This is a genomic window from Streptomyces sp. NPDC047525 (assembly GCF_040643025.1).
Taxonomy (GTDB): Bacteria; Actinomycetota; Actinomycetes; order Streptomycetales; family Streptomycetaceae; genus Streptomyces; species Streptomyces durmitorensis.
In genome coordinates this window covers 138,919-164,907 of sequence record NZ_JBEYTL010000007.1, presented here as the reverse complement: position 1 = coordinate 164,907, position 25,989 = coordinate 138,919, and the positions used below count along the sequence as shown (strand labels likewise).

Annotated in this window: 25 protein-coding genes; 12 read left to right on the top strand and 13 right to left on the bottom strand. The window is 70.7% G+C overall.

Annotated elements, in window-relative coordinates:
* Positions 1-3 precede the first annotated feature (3 nt).
* Entirely contained in the window at positions 4-849 is an 846-nt protein-coding gene (locus ABZ833_RS21730; RefSeq protein WP_361049041.1) for an ABC transporter permease, read from the bottom strand.
* Positions 846-1,877 (bottom strand): ATP-binding cassette domain-containing protein, encoded by a 1,032-nt coding sequence (locus ABZ833_RS21725; RefSeq protein WP_361049039.1) that lies wholly within the window; start codon positions 1,875-1,877, stop codon positions 846-848. The genes ABZ833_RS21730 and ABZ833_RS21725 overlap by 4 nt, the downstream gene beginning before the upstream one ends.
* 113 nt (positions 1,878-1,990) lie before the next feature.
* Between ABZ833_RS21725 and ABZ833_RS21720 the strand changes: the two genes are divergently transcribed.
* Positions 1,991-2,776, top strand: a complete 786-nt coding sequence (locus tag ABZ833_RS21720; protein ID WP_361049037.1) for a TetR/AcrR family transcriptional regulator — start codon at positions 1,991-1,993, stop codon at positions 2,774-2,776.
* A gap of 31 nt (positions 2,777-2,807) precedes the next feature.
* A complete protein-coding gene (locus tag ABZ833_RS21715) occupies positions 2,808-3,242 on the top strand; it encodes a PPOX class F420-dependent oxidoreductase (RefSeq protein WP_361049035.1) in 435 nt (144 codons plus the stop codon).
* A gap of 30 nt (positions 3,243-3,272) precedes the next feature.
* On the opposite strand, the gene ABZ833_RS21710 is transcribed toward ABZ833_RS21715, so the two are convergent.
* The gene (locus ABZ833_RS21710) at positions 3,273-4,256 is read right to left on the bottom strand and encodes a WD40 repeat domain-containing protein (protein WP_361049033.1); all 984 of its coding nucleotides are present in this window, start codon (positions 4,254-4,256) and stop codon (positions 3,273-3,275) included.
* Between the two features lie 126 nt (positions 4,257-4,382).
* Between ABZ833_RS21710 and ABZ833_RS21705 the strand changes: the two genes are divergently transcribed.
* Positions 4,383-5,114, top strand: a complete 732-nt coding sequence (locus ABZ833_RS21705) for a GDSL-type esterase/lipase family protein (RefSeq protein ID WP_361049031.1) — start codon at positions 4,383-4,385, stop codon at positions 5,112-5,114.
* On the opposite strand, the gene ABZ833_RS21700 is transcribed toward ABZ833_RS21705, so the two are convergent.
* Positions 5,104-5,883: a hypothetical protein gene (locus ABZ833_RS21700; RefSeq protein ID WP_361049029.1), complete on the bottom strand. Its 780-nt coding sequence runs from the start codon at positions 5,881-5,883 to the stop codon at positions 5,104-5,106. The two genes, ABZ833_RS21705 and ABZ833_RS21700, sit on opposite strands and share 11 nt — an antisense overlap.
* Before the next feature lie 77 nt (positions 5,884-5,960).
* On the opposite strand from ABZ833_RS21700, the gene ABZ833_RS21695 reads away from it, so the two are divergent.
* Complete coding sequence (locus ABZ833_RS21695; protein WP_361049027.1) at positions 5,961-6,155, top strand: hypothetical protein; 195 nt, start codon at positions 5,961-5,963, stop codon at positions 6,153-6,155.
* Between the two features lie 150 nt (positions 6,156-6,305).
* The gene (locus ABZ833_RS21690; protein WP_361049025.1) at positions 6,306-7,580 is read left to right on the top strand and encodes a DUF418 domain-containing protein; all 1,275 of its coding nucleotides are present in this window, start codon (positions 6,306-6,308) and stop codon (positions 7,578-7,580) included.
* Here ABZ833_RS21690 and ABZ833_RS21685 read toward each other — a convergent pair.
* Both ABZ833_RS21685 and ABZ833_RS21680 read right to left on the bottom strand, forming a co-directional pair.
* Positions 7,564-8,418: a triphosphoribosyl-dephospho-CoA synthase gene (locus ABZ833_RS21685; RefSeq protein WP_361049023.1), complete on the bottom strand. Its 855-nt coding sequence runs from the start codon at positions 8,416-8,418 to the stop codon at positions 7,564-7,566. The two genes, ABZ833_RS21690 and ABZ833_RS21685, sit on opposite strands and share 17 nt — an antisense overlap.
* A gap of 195 nt (positions 8,419-8,613) precedes the next feature.
* Positions 8,614-9,120: a carboxymuconolactone decarboxylase family protein gene (locus ABZ833_RS21680; protein WP_361049021.1), complete on the bottom strand. Its 507-nt coding sequence runs from the start codon at positions 9,118-9,120 to the stop codon at positions 8,614-8,616.
* Positions 9,121-9,135: 15 nt separating this feature from the next.
* Here ABZ833_RS21680 and ABZ833_RS21675 point away from each other — a divergent pair, with 15 nt between their 5' ends.
* Entirely contained in the window at positions 9,136-9,687 is a 552-nt protein-coding gene (locus tag ABZ833_RS21675) for a MarR family transcriptional regulator (protein ID WP_361049019.1), read from the top strand.
* Between the two features lie 88 nt (positions 9,688-9,775).
* Positions 9,776-10,768 (top strand): aldo/keto reductase, encoded by a 993-nt coding sequence (locus tag ABZ833_RS21670; RefSeq protein WP_361049017.1) that lies wholly within the window; start codon positions 9,776-9,778, stop codon positions 10,766-10,768.
* Between the two features lie 132 nt (positions 10,769-10,900).
* Here the strand turns inward: ABZ833_RS21670 and thpR are convergent, their stop codons facing one another.
* Positions 10,901-11,470 carry an RNA 2',3'-cyclic phosphodiesterase gene (gene thpR / locus ABZ833_RS21665; RefSeq protein ID WP_361049015.1) on the bottom strand — a complete coding sequence of 190 codons (570 nt, stop codon included), beginning with the start codon at positions 11,468-11,470 and terminating at the stop codon, positions 10,901-10,903.
* Positions 11,471-11,649: 179 nt separating this feature from the next.
* Here thpR and ABZ833_RS21660 point away from each other — a divergent pair, with 179 nt between their 5' ends.
* Complete coding sequence (locus tag ABZ833_RS21660; RefSeq protein WP_361049013.1) at positions 11,650-12,156, top strand: GNAT family N-acetyltransferase; 507 nt, start codon at positions 11,650-11,652, stop codon at positions 12,154-12,156.
* A gap of 19 nt (positions 12,157-12,175) precedes the next feature.
* Here the strand turns inward: ABZ833_RS21660 and ABZ833_RS21655 are convergent, their stop codons facing one another.
* Positions 12,176-13,516, bottom strand: a complete 1,341-nt coding sequence (locus ABZ833_RS21655; protein ID WP_361049011.1) for an MFS transporter — start codon at positions 13,514-13,516, stop codon at positions 12,176-12,178.
* Between the two features lie 63 nt (positions 13,517-13,579).
* A complete protein-coding gene (locus tag ABZ833_RS21650; RefSeq protein ID WP_249589249.1) occupies positions 13,580-14,017 on the bottom strand; it encodes a MarR family transcriptional regulator in 438 nt (145 codons plus the stop codon).
* 143 nt (positions 14,018-14,160) lie between these two features.
* Here ABZ833_RS21650 and ABZ833_RS21645 point away from each other — a divergent pair, with 143 nt between their 5' ends.
* Positions 14,161-14,343, top strand: a complete 183-nt coding sequence (locus ABZ833_RS21645; protein ID WP_361049009.1) for a ribbon-helix-helix protein, CopG family — start codon at positions 14,161-14,163, stop codon at positions 14,341-14,343.
* A 37-nt stretch (positions 14,344-14,380) separates the two neighbouring features.
* Here the strand turns inward: ABZ833_RS21645 and ABZ833_RS21640 are convergent, their stop codons facing one another.
* A complete protein-coding gene (locus ABZ833_RS21640) occupies positions 14,381-15,823 on the bottom strand; it encodes an NCS2 family permease (protein WP_361049007.1) in 1,443 nt (480 codons plus the stop codon).
* 211 nt (positions 15,824-16,034) lie between these two features.
* Between ABZ833_RS21640 and ABZ833_RS21635 the strand changes: the two genes are divergently transcribed.
* Complete coding sequence (locus ABZ833_RS21635) at positions 16,035-16,304, top strand: DUF2530 domain-containing protein (RefSeq protein WP_249589246.1); 270 nt, start codon at positions 16,035-16,037, stop codon at positions 16,302-16,304.
* A 114-nt stretch (positions 16,305-16,418) separates the two neighbouring features.
* Positions 16,419-18,821, top strand: coding sequence for a cation-translocating P-type ATPase (locus ABZ833_RS21630; RefSeq protein ID WP_361049005.1), 2,403 nt, complete (start codon positions 16,419-16,421; stop codon positions 18,819-18,821).
* A gap of 14 nt (positions 18,822-18,835) precedes the next feature.
* On the opposite strand, the gene ABZ833_RS21625 is transcribed toward ABZ833_RS21630, so the two are convergent.
* The 3 genes from ABZ833_RS21625 to ABZ833_RS21615 all read right to left on the bottom strand — a co-directional run bounded on the left by ABZ833_RS21625 (position 18,836) and on the right by ABZ833_RS21615 (position 24,125).
* Positions 18,836-19,669 carry a DUF5707 domain-containing protein gene (locus ABZ833_RS21625; protein ID WP_361049003.1) on the bottom strand — a complete coding sequence of 278 codons (834 nt, stop codon included), beginning with the start codon at positions 19,667-19,669 and terminating at the stop codon, positions 18,836-18,838.
* A 215-nt stretch (positions 19,670-19,884) separates the two neighbouring features.
* Positions 19,885-23,034 (bottom strand): molecular chaperone Hsp90, encoded by a 3,150-nt coding sequence (locus ABZ833_RS21620; protein ID WP_361049001.1) that lies wholly within the window; start codon positions 23,032-23,034, stop codon positions 19,885-19,887.
* Between the two features lie 152 nt (positions 23,035-23,186).
* Positions 23,187-24,125, bottom strand: a complete 939-nt coding sequence (locus tag ABZ833_RS21615) for a DUF3027 domain-containing protein (RefSeq protein WP_361048999.1) — start codon at positions 24,123-24,125, stop codon at positions 23,187-23,189.
* Positions 24,126-24,550: 425 nt separating this feature from the next.
* Here ABZ833_RS21615 and ABZ833_RS21610 point away from each other — a divergent pair, with 425 nt between their 5' ends.
* Positions 24,551-25,918, top strand: a complete 1,368-nt coding sequence (locus tag ABZ833_RS21610) for an MFS transporter (protein ID WP_361049649.1) — start codon at positions 24,551-24,553, stop codon at positions 25,916-25,918.
* Positions 25,919-25,989 lie beyond the last annotated feature (71 nt).

The following is a 25,989-nucleotide window of genomic DNA, read 5'->3' as shown; positions in this document are numbered from 1 at the left end:
ACTTCACCTGCTCAGCTGCTTGAACTTCCGTACCGCCAGCGGGAGGAACAAGAGGGAGATGGCGAGCGGCCACACCACCGCCATCAGCACCGCGTTCTGCTCGACCCAGCTCGCCCCGCCCGCGCCGGGGTTGCCGAACAGCTCCCGAGCAGCGGTGCCGGTGGAAGAGACCGGGTTCCAGGCGGCGATCGGCGCCAGCCAGTCCGGCATCAGGGACGGTGCGACGAAGACGCTGGAGATCATGGTGAGCGGGAAGGCGACCGCGTAGAGGCCGCCCGCGGCCTCCGGGGTCGGCACCACCAGGCCCAGGAACACGCCCACCCAGATCAGGCTGAACCGCAGGAGCAGCAGCAGGCCGAAGGCGGCCAGGGTCTCCGGCAGCCCCGCGCTCGACCGCCAGCCGATCGCGAGCGCGGTGAGTGCGAGGATCGTCAGCTCGGCGCAGGCCACGATCAGGTCGGCGAGTCCGCGCCCCGCCGCCACCGCCGACGGGGCCATCGGCATCGAGCGGAAGCGGTCGATGACGCCCTTGGTGGAGTCCGTGACCACCGCCATCGCGGTGTTCATGAAGCCGAAGGCCATGGTCATCACGAACATGCCGGGCATCAGGAACTGCTTGTAGTCGCCGTCGTCGCCCCCGCCGGGCACCTTCATCGCCTCGCCGAAGACGAACCCGTACAGAAGCACGGAGATGATCGGGAAGCCCAGCTGCCAGGCGATGTTGACGGGCTGGCGCTGGAACTGGGTGAGGTAGCGGCGGGTGACGTTCCAGGTGTCGGAGAGCGCCCAGTAGAGGCGTCCGTGCGCGGGCTGCGTGTCCGTGGCGTCCGCGGTCAGTACGGCGCTCATGCCGCGACTCCCCTCTTCTCGTCCGTCTTCTCGTCGATTCCGGCGGCGGCTTCCGCGGGAGCGGTCGCGCCTTCCTCGTCCTCCGTGCGGTGTCCCGTGAGGCGCAGGAACACGTCGTCGAGGCTCGGCCTGCGCAGACCGATGTCCTCCACCGCGATCCCCTGGTCCTGCAAGGTCCGCGCCACGTCCGTCAGGGCGCCGACCCGGTCGGTCACGGCGGCCTGGACGCGCCGCTCCAGGTCGACGGCCTCGGGCACGCCCTCCGCGACCCGGGCGACGGCCTTCATGGCCGCCGGCAGATCGGCGGCCTCGCGCACCACGACTTCCAAGTAGCTGCCGCCCACCCTGTTCTTCAGGCCGTCCGGGGTGTCGTCGGCGATGGCGCGGCCCCGGTCGATGACGGTGATCCGGGACGCCAGCTTGTCGGCCTCCTCCAGATACTGCGTGGTGAGCAGGACGGTCGTGCCGTCCGCGACCAACTTCCGTACGGTCTCCCAGACTTCGAGGCGGCCGCGCGGGTCGAGCCCGGTGGTCGGCTCGTCCAGGAAGAGGACGGCGGGCGCGAGGATCATCGAGGCGGCGAGGTCGAGCCTGCGCCGCATGCCGCCGCTGTACTGGCCCGCGCCCTTGCCTGCCGCGTCCACCAGGTCGAACTGCTCAAGGAGCTCCTGGGCGCGCAGCGCGGCCCGCTTGCTGCCCAGGTGGAAGAGGCGGCCGAACATCTCCAGGTTCTGCCGCCCGGTCAGGACCTCGTCGACCGCCGCGTACTGGCCGGTCAGGCCGATGCGGCCGCGCACGACGGCGGGGCTGCGCACGACGTCCGCGCCCGCGACCTCGGCCCGGCCGCCGTCGAGGCGCACCAGCGTCGCGAGGATGCGGACGGCGGTGGTCTTGCCCGCGCCGTTCGGCCCGAGCAGCCCGTGCACCGTGCCGCGCTCCACGCGCAGGTCGAAGGCGTCCAGGGCCCGCTTCTCCCCGTAGCGCTTGTCGAGCCCCTCGGCCCGCACCGCGTATTCGTTCTCGCTCACTGCCCCTCCAGATCTCACCCTCTGGGTACACCGTACCCAATGAAGAGTACACCGTACTCAGTTTCTTGGGTACGGCGTACCCAATAAGCGGTCCGGCGATTAGGCTGAGCGCCATGACGAGCACGAACGGCGGCGACACCCAGCGCACCGGCAGCGACATCTCCCGCAGCCTGGAGCTGCTCTGGGGCGAGGGCGAACGCCCCACGCGGGGCCCCAAGCCCGGACTCACCCTGGAGCGGATCGTCACGGAAGGGGTACGCCTCGCGGACGCCGAGGGGCTCACCGCGGTCTCGATGCGCCGCCTGTCCACGGAGCTCGGCACCGGCACGATGTCCCTGTACCGCTACGTCCCCGGCAAGAGCGAGCTGCTCGACCTGATGCTGGACCGCGTGTACACCCCGTCCCCCGACGCCGAGCCCCCCAGCGGCGGCTGGCGCGAGGCCGTGGAGGCGTACGCCCGCGAGACGCTTGTCCTCTACCGCGACCACCCCTGGCTGCTCCAGGTCAACCAGGCCCGCCCGGTGCTCGGCCCCGGCTCGGTCGGCGGCCTTGAGCGGACCCTGTCCGGGATCAAGTCCATGGGCCTGACCGACCCCGAACTGATCGGCGTGATCGTGATGGTCGAGGGGTACGTCACCGGGGTCGCCCGCACCCAGGTGCACGAGGTGGAGGCGGTGAAGAAGAGCGGCCTGACGGACGAGGCGTTCTGGGAGGCGCAGTACCCGACCCTCGAACGGATCATGAGGAGCGGCAGCTACCCCCACCTCGCCGGTCTCTCCGATGACGCGTTCGGCTCGCAGTTCGACCATTTCGAGTTCGGGCTCCAGCGCCTGCTCGACGGCCTGGACGTCTTCGTGGCCGGGCGCGCGGCGGCGGGATCCGGCGCGCGGAAGGCATGACAAAGCGGGTGATCAGTGCCTTGATGGAGGGATGACGCCGAACCCTGCGAGCCCCGCGGATCCCGCGCATTCCGGAGCGAGCGCCGCGCTCGCCCCGTTCGTGAAGCAGTACACCGTCCTGCTCACGAGCCACAAGAAGGACGGCACCGGCGTGGGCACCCCCGTCAACATCGTCGTCGAGGGCGACCACGCGTACGTCCGCACGTACGCCACGGCCTGGAAGGCCAGGCGCATGCGCCGCAACCCCGAGATCGAGATCGCCCCGTCGACGGTGCGCGGCGCGCCGACCGGGCCCGAGATCAAGGCGCGGGTGCGGCTCCTCGACCAAGGCGGCGAGGAGAACAAGCACGCGTCGAAGCTGATGCGGCGCAAGCACCCGGTGCTGCACGGGGTCCTCGTCCCGCTCACGCACAAGGTGAAGCGGGACAAGACGCTGCATTACGAGGTGCGGGTGCTGGGCGAGTAACTCGGGCGGCCCCAGGACCCGTTGCCTCCGCTACTTCCGCCGGAACAACCGCTTCAGCCCGAAGAAGCCGACGAGCACGGCAAGGGCGACCGCGCCCAGCTTGACGCCACCGCCTACCCCGGAGTCCCCTCCGGCTCCCGCCTCACCGGAACTGCCGCCGCTTGAGCCCGAGTCGGAGCCGCCGCCCGCTCCCTCGACCTCGACGGGCTCGACGTCGCTCTGCCCGCCCTCGGTGCCGTACATGAGGGTCGTCCCGTCCAGGGTGTACGTCACGGACTCGCCCTGCCGCTGGAGCGGAACGCTCAGCCGTCCCTCGCGCTCGGGCTTCTTCCCCTCGCCCTTCCACGTGTACGAGACTCCGCCGAGGTAGCCGCGCAGCGCGAGCTGCTGGCCGTCGGGCGAGAAGGCGCCGTCCGTGGTCCACAGCCCGGTGTCGCCGAGACGCTTGAAGACGTTGACGCCGGAGGCGGACATCTGCGCGGGCCCTTCGTAGAGCCCGCCGCCCTCCTCCTTCTTGTCGGCGATGTAGATCCGCCCGGTCTTGGGGTGCACCATCAGCGCCTCGGCGTCGCGCGCCCCGTCCGCATACTTCACCGTGTACTGGGTGGCGCGGACGGTCTGGTCGCCCAGCTTCTTCGGCTCGGGCAGCTTGTAGATCCACACGTGGGACCAGGTGCCGCCGAGGTTGTCGCCGATGTCGCCGACGTAGATGTTGCCGTCGCTGCCGACCGAGACGGCCTCCACGTCGCGGGGCGTGCCGACGCCGGTCATGGTGACGGTGGCGACGGTCTTGCCCGTCTTGCCGTCCACCGCGTAGAGCAGCGCACCGTTCTTGTCCTGGTCGTTGTGCGTCCAGTAGATGCCCGGGTGGGCGCGGGACGCGGCCAGACCGCTGGACTCGATGATGCGGGGGTCCTTGATGACGAACCCGTCGTGGCTGTCGTCGCCGTCGGCGGCGGCAGGGCCGGTGGCGCCGGCGAGGACCAGCAGGGCTCCGGCACCGACGACACTCATGGCACCCATCGAAGAACGCAGTGAACGCATGGGCCAAGCCTGCCACCCCGGCGGCGGGGGGCGGACGTTCGGCGGGTGTTCAGCCTCACATCGCAGGCCGGGGCCTTGATCCTGGATGATGAGCGGATGCTCAGGTTCATGTTCGTCGGTGACTCGATGACGATCGGCAGCGCGGGGGAACACACCTGGCGCCACCGGATGTGGCAGCACTTGCTTGCCACGCTCGGCGACACGGATTTCGCCGTGGTCGGCCCGCGCAGGGCGCTGCACGACAAGGTCTCCGGCGAGCCGGTCTCGTACGACTACGCCTGCACGGACCCGGCCTTCCCGCGCCACCACTTCGCGGGCTGGGGCGAGGGCTGGCTGCACATGGCGCCGCAGATCGCGGACGCGGTGCGGCGGGACGGCGCCGACGTCCTGCTGATCTCGCTCGGCCTGATCGACCTGGGCTTCTACACGAACGCGGAGCAGACCGCGCAGAACATGCGCCGCTTCGTGGCCCAGGCCCGCGCGGCGAACCCCCGCATCCGGCTCGTCCTGCTCCCGGTGATCCCGAACATCCGGGCCCGGACGGACGCCCCGTTCGCGGCCGAGGTGTCGCGGTTCAACGTGCTCCTCGCGAAGGCGGTGGCGGACCTGGACACGGGCGCGTCCCCGCTGCTCCTGGCGTCGGCGCCGCCGTCGTACGACATCGACGTCGACACGTACGACGGGACGCACCCGGGCGAGAGCGGCGAGCACAAGCTGGCGGCGGCGTTCGCGGACGCGATGCACCAGGCGTGGGGGCTCGGGGCGCCGTACGCTCCGACGCCCCGGCCCCTCCCCCTGCCTGCGGTCGAGCTGTCGCCTACCGGCTGAAGTTGGCCTTCAGGGCCTTGAGCCCGGCGATGTCCCACTTCGTGTACTGCCCTGCGTACTTCTTGCCTCGGGTCTCGCTGCCGCCCTTGCCCATGGCGTGGCCGCCGTTGGGGGAGCACAGCACCGGCAGGTCCTTGCTGCTGTTGGTGACGCATTCGTAGCGGTCGGCGGTGGTGTTGGCGTCCGGGCCGTCCACGTTGGCGTGGTCGAGCCCGATGGAGTGCCCGAGCTCATGGCTGATGAGGTTCTGGAGGCGGTACGGAGTGATGTGCCAGTCACCGTTCCAGTACTCGCTGTCCATCCATATCCACCCGCCCCAGGCGCTCTTGTTGCCGCTGGCCGAGCAGGGGTGGGCCTGCGACGTGCCGGGCTTGTGGCCGGGCATGAAGGGCCGGTGGTCCATCCCGACGGCGATGACGTGCCGCGGCGCGGTGGAGCAGGCCGTCACCTTCTTCTGATATCCGGCGGCCACCGTGAACTTGGTCCCCGTGACCGAGGTCAGCTGGGCGGCGCTCTTCTTCAGCTGCGCGCGCAGCTGGGACTCGGCGGTCCTGGCCTGGGCGGCGGTCATCTTGCTGGAAGCGGTGGGCTTCACGATCTTGATGACGTACGGATCAGGGCTGAGGGACTGGATCCCCTGCCCGGACAGGATCCGCCATCCGGTGCCCTTGTAGACATCCCCCGCGGCATACGCCGGATTGCTCAACGCCACGAGACCCGCGGCGGCGGCAACGACACCGAGGGAACGGACGATCTTCTTCTTGGTCATGAACGGCATCATCACGGAGGGCGCCAACATCTCCCCAACGGGGGTGCTCCGCACGGCGATACGGCATGATCGCCCGCATGAATCACCAGGAGCGCAGGCTCCAGCGAGTCGTCTGGACCTACACGGGCTTCACCATCATCGGCATCGCCGTCGGCTTCGGCTTCGCCGTCCTGCTCGGCTTCGGCGACACCGCCCGGTCCGTCTCCGTCGGCGCGTGCGCCGTCCTCGGCGTCGGCGCCGCGGTGGCGTACCTGCTGCGATCGGCGGACTGACACCCCTGACGCGGCGCCCTCGCGGCGCCCCCGCGCCGTCCTCGCGCCGTCCTAAGTCGCACGAGCGGGACGTGGTCCGTATCCCTTCGGCTGCCGCGGGCAGCCGGAAGACGGATGTCCGCCCCGGGGCCGTCTTCCTAGCGTTCAGGCATGACGGTCGAGAGCACTGACGAAGCCCCACCCGGTCCCGCGCGGACCGTGCCCCGCCGTACGGGCGTACTCCCTGGAGAGCGGGCTCTCGCACCCGATCTCGCGCGTGGGCTCATGCTGCTGTTCATCGTCCTGTCCAACACCGCGTTCCACCTGAGCGCGGCCCGGCACGGTCCTTCCGGGTGGCAGCCGGTGGACGGCGGGTGGGTCGATCACGCCGTGCAGTTCACCATGATCACCGTCCTTGACCTGCGCATCTATCCGCTCTTCGCGTTCCTCTTCGGGTACGGGATGATGCAGCTCTTCCTGCGGCAGACGGCTGCCGGGACCTCGGAACGCGAGGCGGTGCGGGTGCTGCGCCGGCGCAGTCTCTGCCTGATCGCCATCGGGCTGCTGCACGCCACACTGCTGATGGCCGGGGACATCGTCGGCTTCTACGGGATCATCAGCCTCGCCCTGGGCTGGCTCTTCCTGCGGCGCAGCGACCGCGCGCTGAAGTGGTGGATCTGGATCGCCACCGCCCAGCTTCTGCTGCTCGCCGCCGAGCCCGTCGTATCCGCCTTGCTGTCGGGCGAGTTGGGGACGATGGGCGACGCGGGCGCGGAGCCGGGGGCGGACGCGTACGCGGCGGGTGAGGGGAACTGGCTGACGGCGGCGGGGACCCGCTTCACGAGCGGCCTGTTCGTCACCTTCGCGGCGGCTCCGCTGTCGCTGGTGGGCGGCGTGTACGTGATCTTCCTGCTCGGCTTCTGGGCGGCGCGCAAGGGCGTACTGGAGGAGCCGGGGCGCCACTTGCCCCTGCTGCGCCGGACCGCCGCGATCGGCATCACGGTGGGGTGGCTGGGCGCGCTGCCCGCGGCGCTGGCCCACGTCGGGGCGATCACCGTCCCTGACGATGCGCAGAGCGAGGGCGGGGTGCTGACCCTGCTGCGGGACGTCACGGGGAACGCGGCGGGTCTCGGATATGTGGCGGCTGTTGCGTTGTTCGTCCACTGGTGGACGCGGCGGAAGTCCCGCAGGGGATCCAGGGCGGTCACGGCCATCTCCGCCGTCGGCAAGCGCTCCCTCTCCTGCTACCTCGCCCACTCCCTGCTCTTCGCCCCGGTCCTCGCCGCCTGGGGCCTCGGCCTCGGCGCACATCTGACGAGCGCGACCATGGCGCTGTTCGCGGTGGCGGTGTGGCTGGTGACGGTGGCCGGGGCGTACGCGATGGAGCGGGCGGGGCGGCGGGGGCCGGTGGAGGTGGCGCTGCGGCGGGTCATGTACCGGAGGTGAGAGCCCGGCCGCCGGACCCTCCCGAACCCGCCACCGTGGCCCGCTCCTTGGCAGGCCACGTCGACGCCACGTCGTCGAGGAAGATGCCGCACGCCAGCAGCGCGGCGCTGCCTCGCGGGCGGAGGTTCCTCCGGCGAAGTCCGGCGTCGAGTGACGCGAGGGCAGCGGCGCCGTCGGGTGCCGTCGTGCCGCCCGCGTCGAGGATCTCCCGCGCCCCGGCCTGGACCGCGCGCAGTCCGTGCGGTCCCGCCGCGTACAGGATCCCGGTGTCCTGAAGCGTGCTCATGAGGGAGATGAGGACATCCGGTCGGCCCGTACCCCCGCGCAGAGCCGCCAACGCCCGCCGCACATGCGGGAATCCGGCCCGCGCCTCACCCCGCGCCCCCGCCGCCCCGTACCGCGCGGAGACCGTCGAGCCCGGAGAGGGGAGGCGCGGCGCCGAGCGGTCGCGATGGGTGGCCAGGTGTTTGGCGGTATCGGTCAACTCGCCTATGGGGGCAGAGGGTTGCCGCAGCGCCGTCGCGGCCACCAGCAGGCCCATGGCCCAGATGGCGCCCTTGTGCGTGTTCACCCCGCCGGTGGCCCGCAGCATGGAACGCTCCGTCGAGCGGCCGATGAAGCCGAGTTCCTCGCGCAGCTCCTGCGTGGGCTCCGCGTTCCTGCGGGCGGCGGCCGCCATCGCGGCGAAGCCGGGCCGCAGCGCCTGCGCCGCCCACCGCACCGCGGTGACGTCCTCCCGGACGGCCCCGGCCCTCGGCACCAGCTCGGCCTCGGCGACAAGCGCCCGAACGGCCGCCCTCGCGAGCCGTTCGTCGTCGTACGCTCCGGAAAGACCCACGGCCCCCGGCTCCCCTACGACTTCGACGGGGCGCCGCTGGGCGGAGCCCCGGTGGGAGCACCGCCGAGGACCAGGACCTTGCGCCTGTTGAGATCGCTTTCTGCTGCCATGGCCACGACGCTAGGCCCGGTTCCGGTGCGTTCCCTCGGGGTGCGCTGTGAACCGCCTGTGCGTCACCCTCGCCCCCGGGGCGTCTCACGTGGCGCGCGTCAGCCGGTTCGCCAGCGTCGACATCGTGTACGTACCGATCCCCATCACGACCTCCAGGGCATTGCGCTCCGTATGACCCGCCGCGAGGAACCTCTTCAGCTCCTCGTCGCCGACGCCGCCCGCGGTCGCGAGCACCTCCAGCGTAAACTGCCGTACCGCCTCCAGCCGTTCATCACCCAGCGCCCGCCCCTCACGCAACGCGGCGATCACCTCGGCCTCCGCGCCCAGCTTCCGCAGCTTGCCGGTGTGGATGGTCACGCAGATGTGGCAGTCGTTGCGTACGGCCACGGTCATGACGACGACCTCGCGGGCCACCGGCTCCAGCGTCGTCCGCTCGAAGGACGCACTCAACTCCAGGAAGCCGTTGAGCAGTTCGGGCGACTCGGCGAGCCGCGCCACCGCGCTCGGCGTCTTCCCGAAGGCGGCGGCGGTGCGCTCCATCGCGGCGCGGGACTCCGCGGGCGCGGTTTCCACGGTGTGCTCGGCAAACAAGACGTACCCCCTACGATGGACAACGTGGTTGACGAAAAAAAGGTAAACCAGGTTGTCGATTCCCGCAAGGGTGATGCGCCGGATCAGGGTGCGCCCCCGGAGAGCGACGGGCGCGGCTACGAGCTGCCGCTGCTCCTCTTCGGCGGGTTCCGCACGCTCATCGACCGGCTCCACGCCGAGCTGGCCCGCCAGGGCCACCCCGACGCACGCCCGGCCCACGGCTTCGCGATGCAGGCGATCGGCCTACGGGGCGCGAGCGCCAGCGAGGTCGGCCGCCGCCTCGGCGTCTCCAAGCAGGCCGCGGGCAAGACGATCGACCGCCTCATCACCCTCGGCTACGCGGAACGCACCGACGACCCGGCAGACGCCCGCCGCAAGCTGATCCGCCTCACCCCGCACGGCATCGACATGCTGCGCCGCTCGGCGGCGATCTTCGAGGAGCTGCACACGGAGTGGTCGAAGCAACTGGGCGCGCGGCGCCTGCACGCGATGGAGGACGACCTGCGCGCGGTCGTACCGCCGGACGCGTTCCGCCTGGACGCGGCGGGCTGGCTGGGCGGCTCGTGACCTTGCCCCGGCGCTTTCCCCCGAGAATGACCTTGGCCGCCCCAACTCCCTTGCCTAGAGTCCACTTCACCCCGTTGGCTAGACCTTCATGAAGTACACGCAGCTGGGACGCACAGGACTCAAGGTCAGCCGACTCGCGCTCGGGACCATGAACTTCGGGCCGCTGACGAACGAGCCCGACAGTCACACGATCATGGACGCCGCGCTCGACGCGGGCATCAACTACTTCGACACAGCCAATGTCTACGGGTGGGACGAGAACAAGGGCCGCACCGAGGAGATCATCGGCACCTGGTTCACGCAGGGCGGCGAGCGGCGCGACAAGACCGTTCTCGCCACCAAGATGTACGGGAACATGGCCCTCGACGGGAAGCCGGCCTGGCCCAACCACGATCTGCTCTCGGCGGTCAACATCCGCCGCTCCGTCGAGGCTTCGCTCAAGCGGCTGCAGACCGACTACATCGACATCTACCAGTTCCACCACATCGACCGCCGCACTCCCTTCGAGGAGATCTGGCAGGCGATCGACACCCTCATCACGCAGGGCAAAATCCTTTACGCGGGTTCATCAAACTTCCCCGGGTACAAGATCGCCCAGGCCAACGAGATCGCCAAGCGCCGCGGCAGCTACGGCCTCGTCAGCGAGCAGTGCCTCTACAACCTCGCCGAGCGCAGCGCCGAGATGGAGGTGATCCCGGCCGCCCAGGACTACGGCCTCGGCGTCATCCCGTGGTCGCCGCTGCACAGCGGACTGCTCGGCGGCGTGCTCAAGAAGGAGGGCGAGGGCTCGCGGCGCACCAGCGGCCGGGCCGCCTCCGAGCTCGCCAAGCCCGAGGTGCGCGCGCAGGTCCAGGCGTACGAGGACCTGCTCGACAAGCACGGCCTCGAGCCGGGCGAAGTGGCGCTCGCCTGGCTGCTCACCCGGCCCGGCATCACCGGGCCGATCGTCGGTCCGCGCACGTCGGAGCAGCTCACCAGCGCTCTGCGCGCGGTCGAGCTCGACCTCTCGGACGAGCTGCTCGGCGCCCTGGACGAGATCTTCCCGGGGCCGGGCCCCTCGCCGGAGTCCTTCGCCTGGTAGTAGCTCTACGCGGCCGCGGTCATCGCCTCACTTCACTGGCCGACCGCGGCCGCCACGGCCACCACGACGAACATCACTACGAGCACACCGGCCATGATCCGGTTCCTGGTTTTCGGGTCCACGTAGTCGAGGTTAACCGGCTCCGCCCAGTGGCCATCGACCGACCACCTCATAGCGGGGCCGCTCCCCCGGCACCCCGCTCCTGGGCAGATTGCTCCGTACGAGGGTCAGCTCGGCCACGGTCCACTCCTCACCCGTGAAGTTCGCGAGGGCGTCGACGTACGGGCGCAGGGACGGCTCCCCGTGGCCGCGGGCCAGCGTCAGGTGCGGGCGGTAGCGGCGGTGCTCCTCCATGGTGATGCCGGACCTGCGGGCCGCGGCGTCCGCCCGCTGGGCGAGGAGGCGGAGGGTGTCCACGTCGCCCGCTGCCCCGGCCCACAGGGCTCGGTCGCCGAAGTGGCCCGAGCCCCGGAGGGAGAGGGCGAAGGGAGCGGTGCGGTGCGCGGCGCGCTCCAGGCGGGTGGAGAGCTCCGGCAGCGTCTCGTCCGGTACCTCGGACATGAAGGCGAGCGTGAAGTGCCAGCTCTCGCGGAGCGTCCAGCGGAGGTCTTCGGCGCCCGGCAGGGGCTTCAACTTGTCCACCGCGTGGGTCAGTTCGTCCGCTGCGGCATCCGGCGGCAGCACCGCCGCGAAGAGTCTCATGAGGGGAGTCTCGCCTCCGGCGGGGTTCTTCCCCAACCCCGCCCCTTCCCAGCCGCATCTATGGGCGGCTCCGCCGCGGGCCGCTCGGCGCGGGGGCCTTGGTGGCCGTCATCACCGGCTCCGCCGAGTTCGTCCTCAAACGCCGGACGGGCTGAAAGACCCTGGGCGAGGATGGCCGCATGGATCACATAACCATCCGCCCCGCCGGCCCCGCCGACATCCCCACCGTCCTCGCCCTCTTCGACGACGCCGTCGCCTGGCTCGTCTCGCAGGGGCGCACCGGGCAGTGGGGCGACAAGCCCTGGTCGACCAACCCGAAGACCGTCGCCCTGGTCGAGAAGTACCTGACCACCGGATCCGCCTGGATCGCGGAGATCGACGGGGAGCCGGCCGGCACGCTCACCCTGACCGACGGGCCCGGGGCGTACATCGCGCCGGTGGACGAGCCCGAGCAGTACATCCATCTACTGACCGCCCGGCACGGCTCCGGCGCGGGCTCCGCCCTGCTCGCGCACGCGGCAGCAGAAACCCGGAGCCAGGGGATCTCCCTGCTCCGGGTCGACTGCTACGCGGGCGGTGACGGCAAGCTCGTCGCGTACTACGAGCGCAACGGCTTCACGCGGACCGAGGCCTTCGTCGAGCAGGACGGCACCTGGCCGGGCCAGATCCTGGCCCGGCGGGTGTAGCCACCGACCGGCGAAGGGCTCACGCCGCCGTCGCCAGCTGCTCGCGCGGCACGAACTGCACGTGCTGCTGCCCGCGCCGCAGATCCACCTTCAGCCGCAGGTTCGCGGCGCGGGCCAGCATCAGGCCGACGCCGACCGCGGCCACGGCGCAGATGAGGCCACCGGCAGCCATGCTGAGGCGCACTCCGTACGCGTCGGCGAGCCAGCCGAAGAGCGGGCCGCCCAGCGGCGTACCGCCGGTGAAGACCATCATGAAGAGGGACATGACGCGGCCGCGCATCTCCGGGTCCGTGGCCATCTGGACCGAGGAGTTGGCGGTGACGTTCACCGTCAGGCCGAGGATGCCGATCGGGACGATCAGGGCGACGAACATCCACAGCTCGGGCGCGAACGCGGCCACGATCTGGAGCACACCGAAGGCGATCGCGGCCCCGGCGAGCAGCCGCAGACGCGAGGTGCCGCGGCGCGCGGCGAGCAGCGCTCCGGCCAGGGAGCCGATCGCCATCAGGGTGTTGAAGAGCCCGTACATCCCCACTCCGCCGTGGAAGATGTCGTCCGCGAAGGCGCTCAGCCAGATCGGGAAGTTGAACCCGAAGGTGCCGATGAAGCCGACGAGGACGATCGGCCAGATCAGCTCGGGGTGCTTGGAGACGTAGTTCAGGCCTTCCCTCAGCTGCCCCTTGCCGCGCGGCTTGCGCGGGGTGTGGTGCAGCTCGCTCGTGCGCATCAGGAGCAGGCCGGTGAGCGGCGCGAGGAAGGACAGGCCGTTGGCGAGGAACGCCCAGCCGGGGCCCACGGCCGCGGTGAGACCACTGGCCACGGCGGGGCCGATGAGGCGCGCGGACTGGAAGTTCGCCGAGTTCAGCGAGACGGCGTTGCGGACCTGGTCGGGTCCCACCATCTCGGACACGAAGGACTGCCGGGTCGGGTTGTCGACGACCGTGACGAGGCCCGTGAAGAAGGCCGCGAGGTAGACGTGCCAGACCTGGACGTTGCCGGTCAGGGTGAGCGTGGCGAGGAACAGGCCGCTGATGCTCATCGCGCCCTGGGTGCAGAAGAGCAGCTTGCGCTTGGCGAAGCGGTCGGCGATGACGCCGCCGTACAGGCCGAACAGGAGCATCGGCAGGAACTGCATCGCGGTGGTGATGCCGACCGCGGCCGAGGATCCCGTGAGGCTCAGGACCAGCCAGTCCTGGGTGATGCGCGCCATCCATGTGCCGGTGTTGGAGACAACGGCGCCGGAGGCGAAGAGCCGGTAGTTGCGGATTTTCAGCGAGCTGAACATCGACGACTTGGCGGCGGGGGACTTGTCGAGGGCGGTTGGTGCGGGGGCGGAGTCTGCTCCGGATCCCGTACTCAAAGTGGGTTCGCCTCCTTGGCGTCGTGTGGCACGGCGGCGGCCGGGGCCTGCCTCGTGCGCTGTCTACAGATGGGCGAGCTTCTCCAGGACGGGGGCGGCGGCGCGCAGTCGCGCCCACTCGTCCTCGTCGAGGTGCTCGGCCAGGCCGGCCAGCCAGGCGTTCCGCTTGCGGCGGCTCTCCTCGAGCATGGCCTCGGCCGTCTCCGTCTGGGTCACCACCTTCTGGCGGCGGTCCTCGGGGTGCGGCTCGAGCCGGACGAGACCCTTGGCTTCGAGCAGCGCGACGATGCGGGTCATCGACGGCGGCTGCACGTGTTCCTTGCGGGCCAGCTCACCGGGGGTGGCGTGGCCGCAGCGGGCGAGGGTGCCGAGCACCGACATTTCGGTGGGGCTCAGCGACTCGTCGACCCGCTGGTGCTTGAGTCGACGGGACAGGCGCATCACGGCGGAGCGCAGGGAATTCACGGCGGCGGCGTCGTCACCATGGGAGAGGTCCGGCATGTTCGTTAGAGTAACTCATTACTCTAACTAAAGACCACTCGATTCCCTCATCACGCGCCACAGAACCCTTTCGTCACCCATATGAGTGAGGTGACTTCGGAAAGTGAGACACGGCCCGCCGAGCGGCAGGGACCCTGGCACGCATGGGATCGACAGTGCTCAGCCTGCGAATAGACGGGGAGCTGCTGGACCGGCTCCGGCAGCACGCCGCCAAACGGGGAATGAGCGTCCAGGACTACGTGGTCGGGACGCTCATCAGGGACGACTTCGACGAGCGCTTCCAGAGCGCCGTCGAAGCGACGGAAAAGTTCTACGGGGCGGCCTGACGGCCGCCCCGTATGTACGCACGCAGGACCGGAGGGGTTACGTGAGACCCAGCGCCGGCATCAGGTAGTAGAAGCCGAAGACGGCCGCCACGACGTACATCGCGACCGGCACCTCACGGCCGCGGCCCGCGGCGAGGCGCAGCACGGTGAAGCTGATGAAGCCGATGCCGATGCCGTTCGTGATCGAGTACGTGAACGGCATCATCATCATCGTCAGGAACGCCGGGATCGCGACGGTGAAGTCGGTCCAGTCGATCTGGGTGATCGAACCGGACAGGATCAGGAAGCCGACCGCGAGCAGCGCGGGCGTGGCCGCCTGCGACGGGACCATCGTCGCGATGGGCGTGAGGAACAGCGCCACGGCGAAGAGACCGCCGGTGACGATGTTGGCGAAGCCCGTACGGGCGCCTTCGCCGACGCCCGCCGTGGACTCCACGAAGCAGGTGGTGGCCGACGAGGACGAGGCGCCGCCGGCGGCGACCGCGATGCCGTCGACGAACAGGACCTTGTTCATGCCGGGCATGTTGCCGCTCGCGTCGGTCAGCTTGGCCTCGTCGCCGATGCCCATGATCGTGCCCATGGCGTCGAAGAAGCAGGACAGGAGCACGGTGAAGACGAAGAGGATGCCGGTGAGGAGGCCGACCTTGTCGAAGCCGCCGAACAGGCTGACCTGACCGACGAGGCCGAAGTCCGGCGTCGCGACCGGGTTGCCGGGCCACTCGGGCGTCGTCAGGCCCCAGGAGGGCACCGTCGCGACCGCGTTGATGACCATCGCGACGATCGTCATGACGACGATGCTGATGAGGATCGCGCCGGGCACCTTGCGCACGAGCAGGCAGAGCGTGAGCAGCGCGCCGAGGACGAAGACGAGGACGGGCCAGCCGTTGAGGTGTCCGTCGCCGCCCAGCTGGAGCGGCACCGTGGTGTGCGCGGCGTCCGGGATGCGCGAGACGAAGCCGGAGTCGACGAGGCCGATCAGCATGATGAAGAGGCCGATGCCGATCGCGATGCCCTTGCGCAGGCTCAGCGGCACGGCGTTCATCACGCGCTCCCGCAGGCCGGTCGCCACGAGCAGCATCACGACGAAGCCCGCGAGGACGACCATGCCCATCGCGTCGGGCCACGACATGCGCGGCGCGAGCTGGAGGGCGACCACGGTGTTGACGCCGAGACCGGCGGCGAGGGCGATCGGGACGTTGCCGATGACGCCCATGAGCAGCGTGGTGAAGGCGGCGACCAGTGCGGTCGCGGTCACCAGCTGGCCGTTGTCGAGCTGGTGTCCGTACATGTCCTTCGCGCTGCCCAGGATGATCGGGTTCAGCACGATGATGTAGGCCATCGCGAAGAAGGTGGCGAAGCCGCCGCGGACTTCCCTGACCAGGGTCGAGCCCCGTTCAGTGATCTTGAAGAAACCGTCGATGCCACCCTGCGGGGGCATCGGCGGTTTGGCGTCGACCGGGGCTGTGGCCGAGGAAGGCATGCGGGACCTCGTGGACTCAGAGAAGGGGAAGATCGTTAAGTGGCGAGTATTGATCGATTTGTTTGTTCTTACGAAAACAATCAGCCATTAACGAGCCGTTTCAGTATGAATACATGAGAGGGAATTCGCTATCTCCGCGCGTAGACCCTTGTGGCGTCCGGCCGCACAAGCCCCCGCGGGACCCCGCCCCGCGTACTCGTAAGCTGTGCGCATGGAGAAGTGGACCCCAAAGCACGACGCGCCGGAGCCCCTGGAGGGCCCCGTCGTCGCCACCATCACGGGCGGCACGATCCTCTGGTTCGTCCTCTTCCTGGTGCAGCTGCCGTTCTACGGCTGGTTCGACGACCGCGACGCCACCTGGTGGGTGTGGACCTGCCTCGCCGGAGCCGGCCTCGGCCTGATCGGCATCTGGTACGTGCGGGGCCGCGACGCCGCGATCAAGCGGGACGCGCAGAGCAAGGCCGCGGCCGCCTCCGAGTAGCCCCTCGCGCGGGAAGGCGCGCGTACAACCACGGGACGGTCCATGTCCTACCGTGGTCGGATCTTTGGGCCACTCAAGGGGTGAACCCCCCATCCCGCCCGTACCGTCGATGCCATGACGCATATCGACGCGGGCGCCGAGCTCGACCCGGTCCACCCGGTGGCGCCACCCACCGGACGCGCGACGGGTCTTACGCCCGCCGAGGTCGCCGAGCGGGTCGCACGCGGCGAGGTCAACGACGTACCCATCCGCAGTTCACGGTCCACGACCGAGATCGTCCGGGCGAACGTCTTCACCCGCTTCAACGCGATCATCGGCGTGCTCTGGGTGATCATGCTCTTCGTCGCGCCGATCCAGGACAGCCTCTTCGGCTTCGTGATCATCGCCAACACGGGCATCGGCATCATCCAGGAGCTGCGCGCCAAGAAGACCCTGGACGGACTCGCGGTCATCGGCGAGGCCAAACCCACCGTGCGGCGCGACGGCGTGGCCGCGGAGATCTCCACCTCCGAGATCGTCCTCGGCGACCTGGTGGAGCTGGGGCCCGGCGACAAGATCGTCGTGGACGGCGAGGCGGTCGAGACCGACAGCCTGGAGGTCGACGAGTCGCTCCTGACCGGTGAGGCCGACCCGGTCATCAAGAAGCCCGGCGACCGGATGATGTCGGGCTCGTTCGTGGTCGCGGGCGGCGGCGCGTTCACCGCCACGAAGGTCGGCCGCGAGGCGTACGCGGCGCAGCTCGCCGAGGAGGCGAGCCGCTTCACGCTCGTCCACTCCGAGCTGCGCAGCGGCATCTCCACGATCCTCAAGTACGTGACGTGGCTGATGATCCCGACCTCGATCGGCCTCATCATCAGCCAGCTCGTCGTGAAGGACGACAACTTCAAGGAGTCCATCGCCTACACCGTCGGCGGGATCGTCCCCATGATCCCGGAGGGGCTCGTGCTCCTCACCTCGGTCGCCTTCGCGATCGGCGTGATCCGCCTGGGCCGCCAGCAGTGCCTGGTCCAGGAGCTCCCCGCGATCGAGGGCCTCGCCCGCGTCGACACGGTCTGCCTCGACAAGACCGGCACCCTCACCGAGGGCGGCATGGACGTCACCGAGCTGCGCCCGCTGAACGGCTCGGACGAGACGTACGTACGCAGGGTCCTCGGCGCCCTCGGCGAGTCCGACCCGCGGCCGAACGCGTCGCTCCAGGCCATCATCGACGCGTACCCCGACAGCGAGGAGTGGCGCTGCACGGAGTCGCTGCCCTTCTCCTCGGCCCGCAAGTACAGCGGCGCCTCCTTCAGCGAGGGCGACGGCAACAGCTCGACGTGGCTGCTCGGCGCCCCCGATGTGCTGCTGCCCGACGGCGACCCGTCCCTCGCCGAGATCGAGGACCTCAACCAGCAGGGCCTGCGCGTGCTGCTCCTGGCCCGTGCCGCCGGTGAACTGGACGATCCGGACGTGGCCGCCGGGGCCCGCGCCACCGCCCTGGTCGTCCTGGAGCAGCGGCTTCGCCCGGACGCCGCCGACACCCTGCGGTACTTCGAGGAGCAGGACGTCAGCGCCAAGGTCATCTCCGGCGACAACGCGGTCTCGGTGAGCGCGGTAGCCGGAAAGCTGGGCCTGCCGGGCGCGGAGAACACCGTGGACGCCCGCAGGCTGCCCACGGAACAGGGCGAGATGGCCGAGGCCCTGGACGCCAACTCCGTCTTCGGGCGCGTCACCCCGCAGCAGAAGCGCGACATGGTGGGCGCCCTCCAGTCACGCGGCCACACGGTCGCGATGACGGGCGACGGCGTGAACGACGTCCTCGCCCTGAAGGACGCCGACATCGGCGTCTCGATGGGCTCCGGCTCGGAGGCGACGCGTGCGGTCGCCCAGATCGTGCTCCTGAACAACAGCTTCGCGACGCTGCCCTCGGTGGTCGCGGAGGGCCGCCGGGTCATCGGCAACATCACGCGCGTGGCGACGCTGTTCCTGGTGAAGACCGTCTACTCGGTCGTCATCGCGCTGCTCGTGGTCTGCTCGCAGGTGGAGTACCTGTTCCTGCCGCGCCACCTCACGCTGCTCTCGACCCTGACGATCGGCGTCCCGGCCTTCTTCCTCGCCCTCGCGCCCAACAAGGAGCGGGCCAAGCCCCACTTCGTACGAAGGGTCATGCGGTACGCGATCCCGGGCGGTGTCGTCGCGGGCGTCGCCACCTTCTGTACGTACCTCCTGGCGCGCCACCACTACGCGGGCGCGGGAGCACGGGAAGCCGAGACCAGCGCGGCCACCCTTGCGCTGTTCCTGATCGCCATGTGGGTGCTCGCGATCATCGCCCGCCCCTACACGTGGTGGCGGATCGGGCTGATCGGCACGATGGGTCTCGGCTTCCTGCTGGTGCTCACCGTGCCGTGGCTTCAGGACTTCTTCCAGCTGAAGCTGGTCGGCACGACGATGCCGTGGGCGGCGGTCGCCATCGCGGCGGTGGCCTCACTGGTCATCGAGGTCATCTTCCGCTGGGTGGGCCGCCGCTTTCCGGCGTAGGCGCTGGTGGACTACTAGTTGACGTCCACGAAGTCGCTCGTCGACGTGACGGCCGGGGTCGTGGACGTACCCGCGAAGACATAGCGGAAGTAGCCGTCCGCGGAGGCCTTCACGGTCGTCTTCAGGTTGCCCTTGGAGTCGGACGTGACGGTCTTCAGGGTGGAGTAGGAGGTCGCACCCTTCTTCTTGTACTGGAGCTGCACGGACTGCTTCGTGTAGCCCGCGTACTTCGAGGTCTCCCAGTTGGCGCGGGTCAGGGCGCCGGTGACGTTAAGGGTCTTGCCCTTCTTGATGGGCTCCGGGGAGGCGTTGGTGGTGAGGCGGGCGTTGCGCTGGATGCCGGCGTAGCCGAACGTGTCCTTGATGACGTAGTCGCCGTCGTTGCCGATCGCGTTCGCCGACACCTTCCACTTGCCGGCCAGGATGTTGCTGTAGAGGTCGAGCTTCGGGTCGACCGTGACGTTGACCGTGCAGGTGGAGGTGGTCGCGTCGACGACCTTGCAGGTGGCCCCGTCCTCATCGGAGAAGAGCAGACCGTCGATGTCGCTCTCGATGTCCGAGCCGTGCCACAGCATGGCATCGGCGTCGTAGATGCCCTCGGGGTCGGTCGCCGTGATGGCGACGGTGAACTTCTTCTTCTCGGTGGTGCCGACCACGATGCTCTTGCCACCGTTGACGGCGACCTTCGTGATCTTGGTGTCGCCTACAACCTCGTCGGCAGGGGCGTTGGCCTTGAAGGGCGCGAACTTCGGGGCGTTCGGCTCGTCGGCAGCCTGGGCGACGGGAACGACGAGAGCGGAAAGGGCCAGGGTGCCGGTCAGTGCGGCCACGGTGGCACGGATGCGCATGTGTTTCCCCAGGTGGGAAGGGGGCACCGCGGTGTATGGGGGTTGTCACGCGGAGCCCAGTGATCTAGGAGTCTGTTGACTCGGAAGATCAGACCCACGACCCGCCCCGCCGGTTGTACGGGAAGTGAAGATTTTGTGACCGGGAAGGGGAGCGGGGGCTTCCGGCAGCGTTCACCGGAAGCCGGTCGTCAAGCGAGCGGTCCGCTCCCCGCTCCTCAGTCGAACCAGCGGTCCCGCTCCAGCTCGTCGGTCCGGGAGGGATCTTCGAGCAGCGCCGCGACCTCGAAGCGGCGCGGCCACTGACCCGCGGCCCAGGCGAGCCCGGCGGCGACACCCTCCAGCGTGGCGGCGTGAATCGTGCCGTCCGGCGTCCGGCGCCAGTCGAGCTCGACGCCGCCCGCGATCAGTTCCTCGTGCTCGATGTACGTCTCCGGGGTCGCCGCCCCGAGCAGGATCCGCACCGAATCCGGCACCGGATGCTCGGCCCCCTCCCCCGCGGGCTCCACGGCCGCCGTCTCGCTCAGCCTGCGCACCTGGAACAGCTCGGCCAGGTCGCGCGCCTTGCGGGGCGCCACGGGCAGCAGGGCCACGCCCTCGGTCAACGGGAGCAGGTCAGGGGCGTCGGCGACGACCGCGTCCGCCACGTCGACGACCACGACCTCGCCGTCCACGACGGCCCGCACCTCGTCCGGCAGCGTCACCTGCTCCGGGTCCAGATCGGCCAGGGCGCCGTACAGCGCGTGCAGTTGGGCCGCCGAAACGGTCCTCTCCGGGTCCGCGAGCCGGTCGAGCAGCTCGGCGGCGCCGCCGGGCTCCTCCAGGAGGGCGGCGACCGACGTACGGACGCCGAGTGCGCGCAGCACCTGCTCGTCGTCGAACCCGGAGGCGTCGGCCGCGTCGTAGAGACCTTCGAGCAGCGGGTCACTGCCCGAGGCCCGAAGACCGGCGGGACGGCGGCCGCCGAGGACGGGGTTCCCGCGCAGCCACCAGGCCGTGTACGAGCGGACGGTCTCCGTCGTGCCGTCCGGCAGCAGGATCCGCAGCGGCTGCGTCAGCGCGTCCCGCAGCGGCGGGCGCGAGAGCATCGCCAGGGCCTGCGGCCAGCAGTCCTCGTCGACCAGATCAAGGTCCCGTACGGCGATGATCTCGGTCGCGACCGGCGGAACGGGCGTCTCCGGAAGCCGGTCGAGCACGTCCTCGCACCACACGTCGACCGCGTCGAGCAGACCGGCGTCGTCGGGCTCGGCGAAGTCGCCGTCGCGCGGCTCCAGTTCGTCCGGGTCGAGCACGATGTCCGTGGCGCGGACCAGCGCGAACGTGGCGAGCACACCGCATGCGGCAAGCGGCTGCTCGCCCCAGCGCTCGGCGAGATCGGCGTCCACCGTGGCGAGTTCGTCCTCGCTCATGATCTGGGCGAACGGGCTGCCGGGGAAGACGAGTTCCCCGGCGGGAGCGAGGTCGCCGTCCTCGTCGTCGGGGAGGGCGAGCGCGCCGAGCCAGGGCTCGTCGCCGGGCGCGAGGTTCGCGTCGCGGACGAGCGAGAGCACGATGTCCGCCAGCTCCTCGGCGTCCACGGCGTCCTCGTCCCACGTGTCGTCGTCGAGGGACGCGGCGACGGCGGCACGGACCTGAGGAGTCGTCAGGACGGCGCGGGGCGTGGCGGGCAGGGCGCCGAGCTTCTCCAGGAGGGGATGCACGGCATCGGGGTGCGCGACCTTCAGGCCGAGCCTGACGAGGGCGGCGGGGTCGCTGTCGTCGCCGGTGACGGGCAGGAGGACCTGGCGGGGCCCGATGGTGGTGCGTCCGTCGGCGAGCGGGACGGGAAGCCCGGTCAGGCGGTCGGGGTCGACACCGGCGAGGGCGTCGTAGAGCCGCCGCCACCAGCCCGGCTCCCGCTCCAGACCCGCGAGGCGGTCGATCGCCTCGGTCAGCGCGACGCGGGCGACACCGAGGGTGCGCAGCTCGGCCCGCCGCTCAAGTCCCGCGGGCAGCAGGCTGGGCAGGACATCGGCGAGCACGCGTACGGTGTCGGCGCCCGCGCCCTCCACGACCTCCGCGTCACGCGGCCGCAGCGCGACGGGGACCTCCCACTCGGGTACGTCGGGGTCCTGTTGCGGGACGGCCTCGACCGCGGGAGGCAGGAAAGCCGTGCGGGGCAGCCGGTCCAGGATGGCCTGGCGCAGCGCGCCGTCGAGCTCGCTCTTGCCGAGCGGGCCGGGGACGAGGCTGATGATGCCTTCCCCGACGGGCCGCCAGTCGGCGAGGAGTTCGGCGTACGCGTCGGCCGCGCGCTGCACGAGGAAGTCGGTGAGGGGTCCGGGCGCCGCGTGCCGCCGGGTGGTGTCGAGCGGGAACGAGGCGATGAGCAGGGCGGGCACCCCGAGCGGCTCGTCACTGGGGGTCGGCGCGTGCAGGACGGGGGCGCTGCGGGGCGGCTTCGGGGCGCCTTCGCGGTCGGTGGGCACGGCCCAGGTGACGGACCAGTGGGGCCGCAGCCGCTCTTCGACGGGCCGGTCGGCGAGGAGGCCCTGCTCCAGGGAGCCTTGCCTGCTGACGATGCGCCAGCGAGTGCCACCGTCACCGTCATCGTCACGGCTGTCGAAGACATCCACATAGCCGGGTTCGGCGGTGCGGCGGAGGGTGCGGGGAGCCTGGTCCCCGACCTGGACGACGACTTCCTCGAGCCCGGGAAGGGCAAGAAGAAGAGCGTCATCGATGCCGTCGAGCAGCCGCACGACGAGATCTTCGGCGGCGGCGTCGCGCAGGGGCAGGATGACGACGGTGTCGTACCCGTCCGGGGCGGTCCCTTCGGCGGCGAAAGGCAGCCGCAGCAGCGGCACGTGCCCGTCACGCCTGCGGACCTCGTCCCCGAGGCCGGGGCTGAACCGGGAGGTGTCGGCGGCGAGTTCACGGGCCTCGCTCAGGGACCAGCGGACGCCGCCGGTACGTCCGACGAGGGCGGGCTCGTCGGAGACCGCGAGCACGGCGGCGAAGCCGACGCCGAACCGCCCGACGGCACCGTTGTTCTGCTCCTCGCGCTTGGCGGAGGCGCGGAGGGTGGAGAGGGACTCGACGCCGGTGGCGTCGAGGGGGGTGCCGTTGTTGGCGGCGGCGAGCACTCCGTCCCGGAGGGTGAGGGCAAGACGGCCCGGGGCTCCGGCGCGGGCCGCGGCGTCGGCGGCGTTCTGGGCGAGCTCGACGATCAGCCGGTCACGGTAGCCCCCGAGGGCGAGGTCCTCCTCGGCGTTGGCGTCCTCCCGGAACCGGGCAGGACTGGCCGCCCAGGCGTCGAGGACCCCCCGCCGGAGCCGTGCCGTGCCGAACGGGTCAGTACCCTCGGCCGCCGGCCGCACGGTCTTGCTCACGGTGTCGTCTCCCTCGCTTGGTTCGCGGGGCGAACGGTACCGCGTCCTGGGGTTTCCCTATCGCTACGGGGCAAACGGGTGGGAGCGCGGGAGAAAAGACCCACCGAGCCGCAGGCAGCAAAAGACAGCCACCCCCAGCGCGAGCCCAGAGCTCAGCTGTGGCCCAGTTCCTCCGCGGCCCCCTCCAACGGCACCGACCCCGAGTCCGGCGCGGGCCGCAGCGGCAGGACGTCCACCCGGGTCTCGTCGAGGACGGGCGCGGCAGGCCGCGACGGCTTCGGCATCACGGCAGCCTCCGAGTGGCCACCGCAGCCGTACGCGAGGGACACGACGTGCCCGTCCGCCGGACCGAACTCATTCCCGCACACACCGAACGCCTGACCGAGCGATCCGCCGATCGGGGCAAGGAAGCCACAGCTGACACAGGACGCGGGCGCCGCCTGCGCCATCGCCGTCTTCGCGCCGTGCGACTCCTCCCAGCGGTCGGCCGCGGCATGCAGGCCGTACCGGGACAGGACGCGCGCCCTGCGCATGCCCAGCTCGTCGGCGATCGCGGCGATCGAGCCACGCGCGGGCGCCGCCGGCACCTCGGCGGACGGCTCCGCGGCGATCTCGGCGTCCTCCGCCTCGACCAGCTCCGCCATCTCCTCCGAGAACACGGAGTTCGGCGGCGGCTCCTCCTCGCCCGAGTAACCGGGCTCCAGACGCAGATCCTCCGCGTCCGTGGGCAGCAGGTCCCCCGGGCCCATGTCACCGGGGCGCAGCCGCTCGCTCCACGGCACCCACTCGGGGGCCAGCAGGGCGTCAGGACCGGGCAGCAGCACCGTCTCGTCGAGCGTGACGACCTTGGCGCGCGAGGCGCGGGCCACCGTCACGGCCCAGCGCCAGCCCCGGTAGCCGAAGTCCTTGCACTCGAACAGGTGCGTGACGACGCGGTCGCCCTCGACCACGGCCTCGACGTGCTCACCGACCACACCGGGCGCGGCGGCTTCTTCGGCCGCGTCCCGGGCCAGTCCCACCGCCTCGGCGCACAGGCGGTCGGGAGTACGCGGGGTACGCGGGGTACGGCTTCGCGTTGTCGCTGCGCTCACAGGTATCGCTTCTCCATTACGCCGTCTCACGAGTGCGCCACCCATACGCGGGAGTGCGGACGGAGCGGACCGGAGGGCCGCGTCGACGTCCGCGCCCGAACGTCCTCGGGCGCACCTACGTCATCCATTCTGCGGGATGACCGAGAGGCGCGCGGCCAAGAACAACCGCCGCAGGCGCGCTACGCACGCTACCTTCTCCTGGCCCCTGGGCCTACACCGGCGTGCCCGCCCCTCTGTCCGGGGCCCGCTCTGATGCCGCTTCGCGGCGGATTTCCCTCCCACCCACCCGATTGCCCCGCAGCGGATTCTGCGCCCCCGCCCGATTGCCCCGCAGCGTATGCGCACTAGTGCCCCCCTTTAAGGGGCACTATGGCGGAGTGGCTGCCGCAAGGTCGTCGTCCCACGGAGTCAGCGGACAGGGCCCGGTGCTGAGCCGGGCCGCCCGCTGGGTCGGCCGCGCCCTGCACCTGCCCTTCACCGGCACGGCCCGCGGCATCCGCAAGGCCACGCACGCGCACGGCGCGGGCGAGTCGGGGCTCGGCAAGCTCATCGAGCTGCACGCCGTGAACGGCGCGGGCGACGTCATGATCACCATCGCGCTCGCATCGACCGTGTTCTTCTCCGTCCCGACGGACGAGGCCCGCGGCCGCGTCGCCCTCTATCTCGCCATCACCATGGCGCCCTTCACTCTCCTCGCCCCCGTCATCGGCCCCCTCCTGGACCGCCTCCCGCACGGCCGCCGCTATGCGATGGCCGCCGCGATGCTGGCGCGCGCCCTGCTCGCCCTGCTGCTGTCCGAGGCGGTGATCACGGGGAGCCTGGAGCTCTATCCCGCCGCCCTCGGCGTCCTGGTCGCCTCCAAGGCCTACGGGGTCGTACGCAGCGCCGTGGTGCCCAGACTCCTGCCCAAGGGCTTCTCCCTGGTCAAGGCCAACTCCAGGGTCACGCTCGGCGGGCTCCTCGCGACCGGCATCGCCGCTCCCGTCGGCGCGGGGCTACAGGCGCTCGGGCCGCGCTGGCCGCTCTACGGCGCCTTTGTGATCTTCATCGTCGGGATGTTCCTCTCCCTCTCGCTGCCGCCCAAGGTGGACTCGGCGAAGGGCGAGCACAAGGCTCTCCTCGCGGCCGACGAGGAGCATCTGCACCTGCACGCGCGCGCCGAAGCCGCGACGGACACGTCCAAGAAGCGGCGCCTCGGACTGCGTACGGTCGGACCCGCCGTCACCCACGCCCTCACCGCCAACGCCTCGCTGCGCTGTCTCTCCGGGTTCCTCATCTTCTTCCTCGCCTTCCTGCTGCGCGAGGAGCCCCTCGGCGGCCAGAGCGCCGCGGTGTCCCTGGGGATAGTGGGCGTCGCGGCGGGCGTCGGGAACGCGCTCGGCACGGCCGTCGGCGCCGGGCTGAAGTCACGGGCGCCGGAGGTCATCATCGTGACCGTCGTCGCCGTCGTCCTCGGCGTGGCCATCACCGCGGCGGTGTTCTTCGGGGCGGTGGGCGTCGCCTGCCTCGGCGCGGTGGCGGGCTTCGCGCAGGCCATGTCGAAGCTGTCCCTGGACGCGCTGATCCAGCGTGACGTGCCGGAAGAGGTGCGGACCTCCGCCTTCGCACGCTCGGAGACCATCCTTCAGGTGGCCTGGGTGGTGGGCGGCGGAATCGGCATGGCCCTGCCGCTGGTCGGGTCACTGGGGCTCTCGGTGGCCGCGGCGATCGTCGCCCTCGGCTGGCTGACGACCGCGCGGGGCCTGCTCTCGGCGGCCCGGCACGGCGGGACGCGCCGCCGCCGGGTGGCATGAGCCCGCCACATTGACGGGAGCGGCACGCCGCGACCCCCACGTGGCGAGACGGCACGGGGTGCCCGATAGCC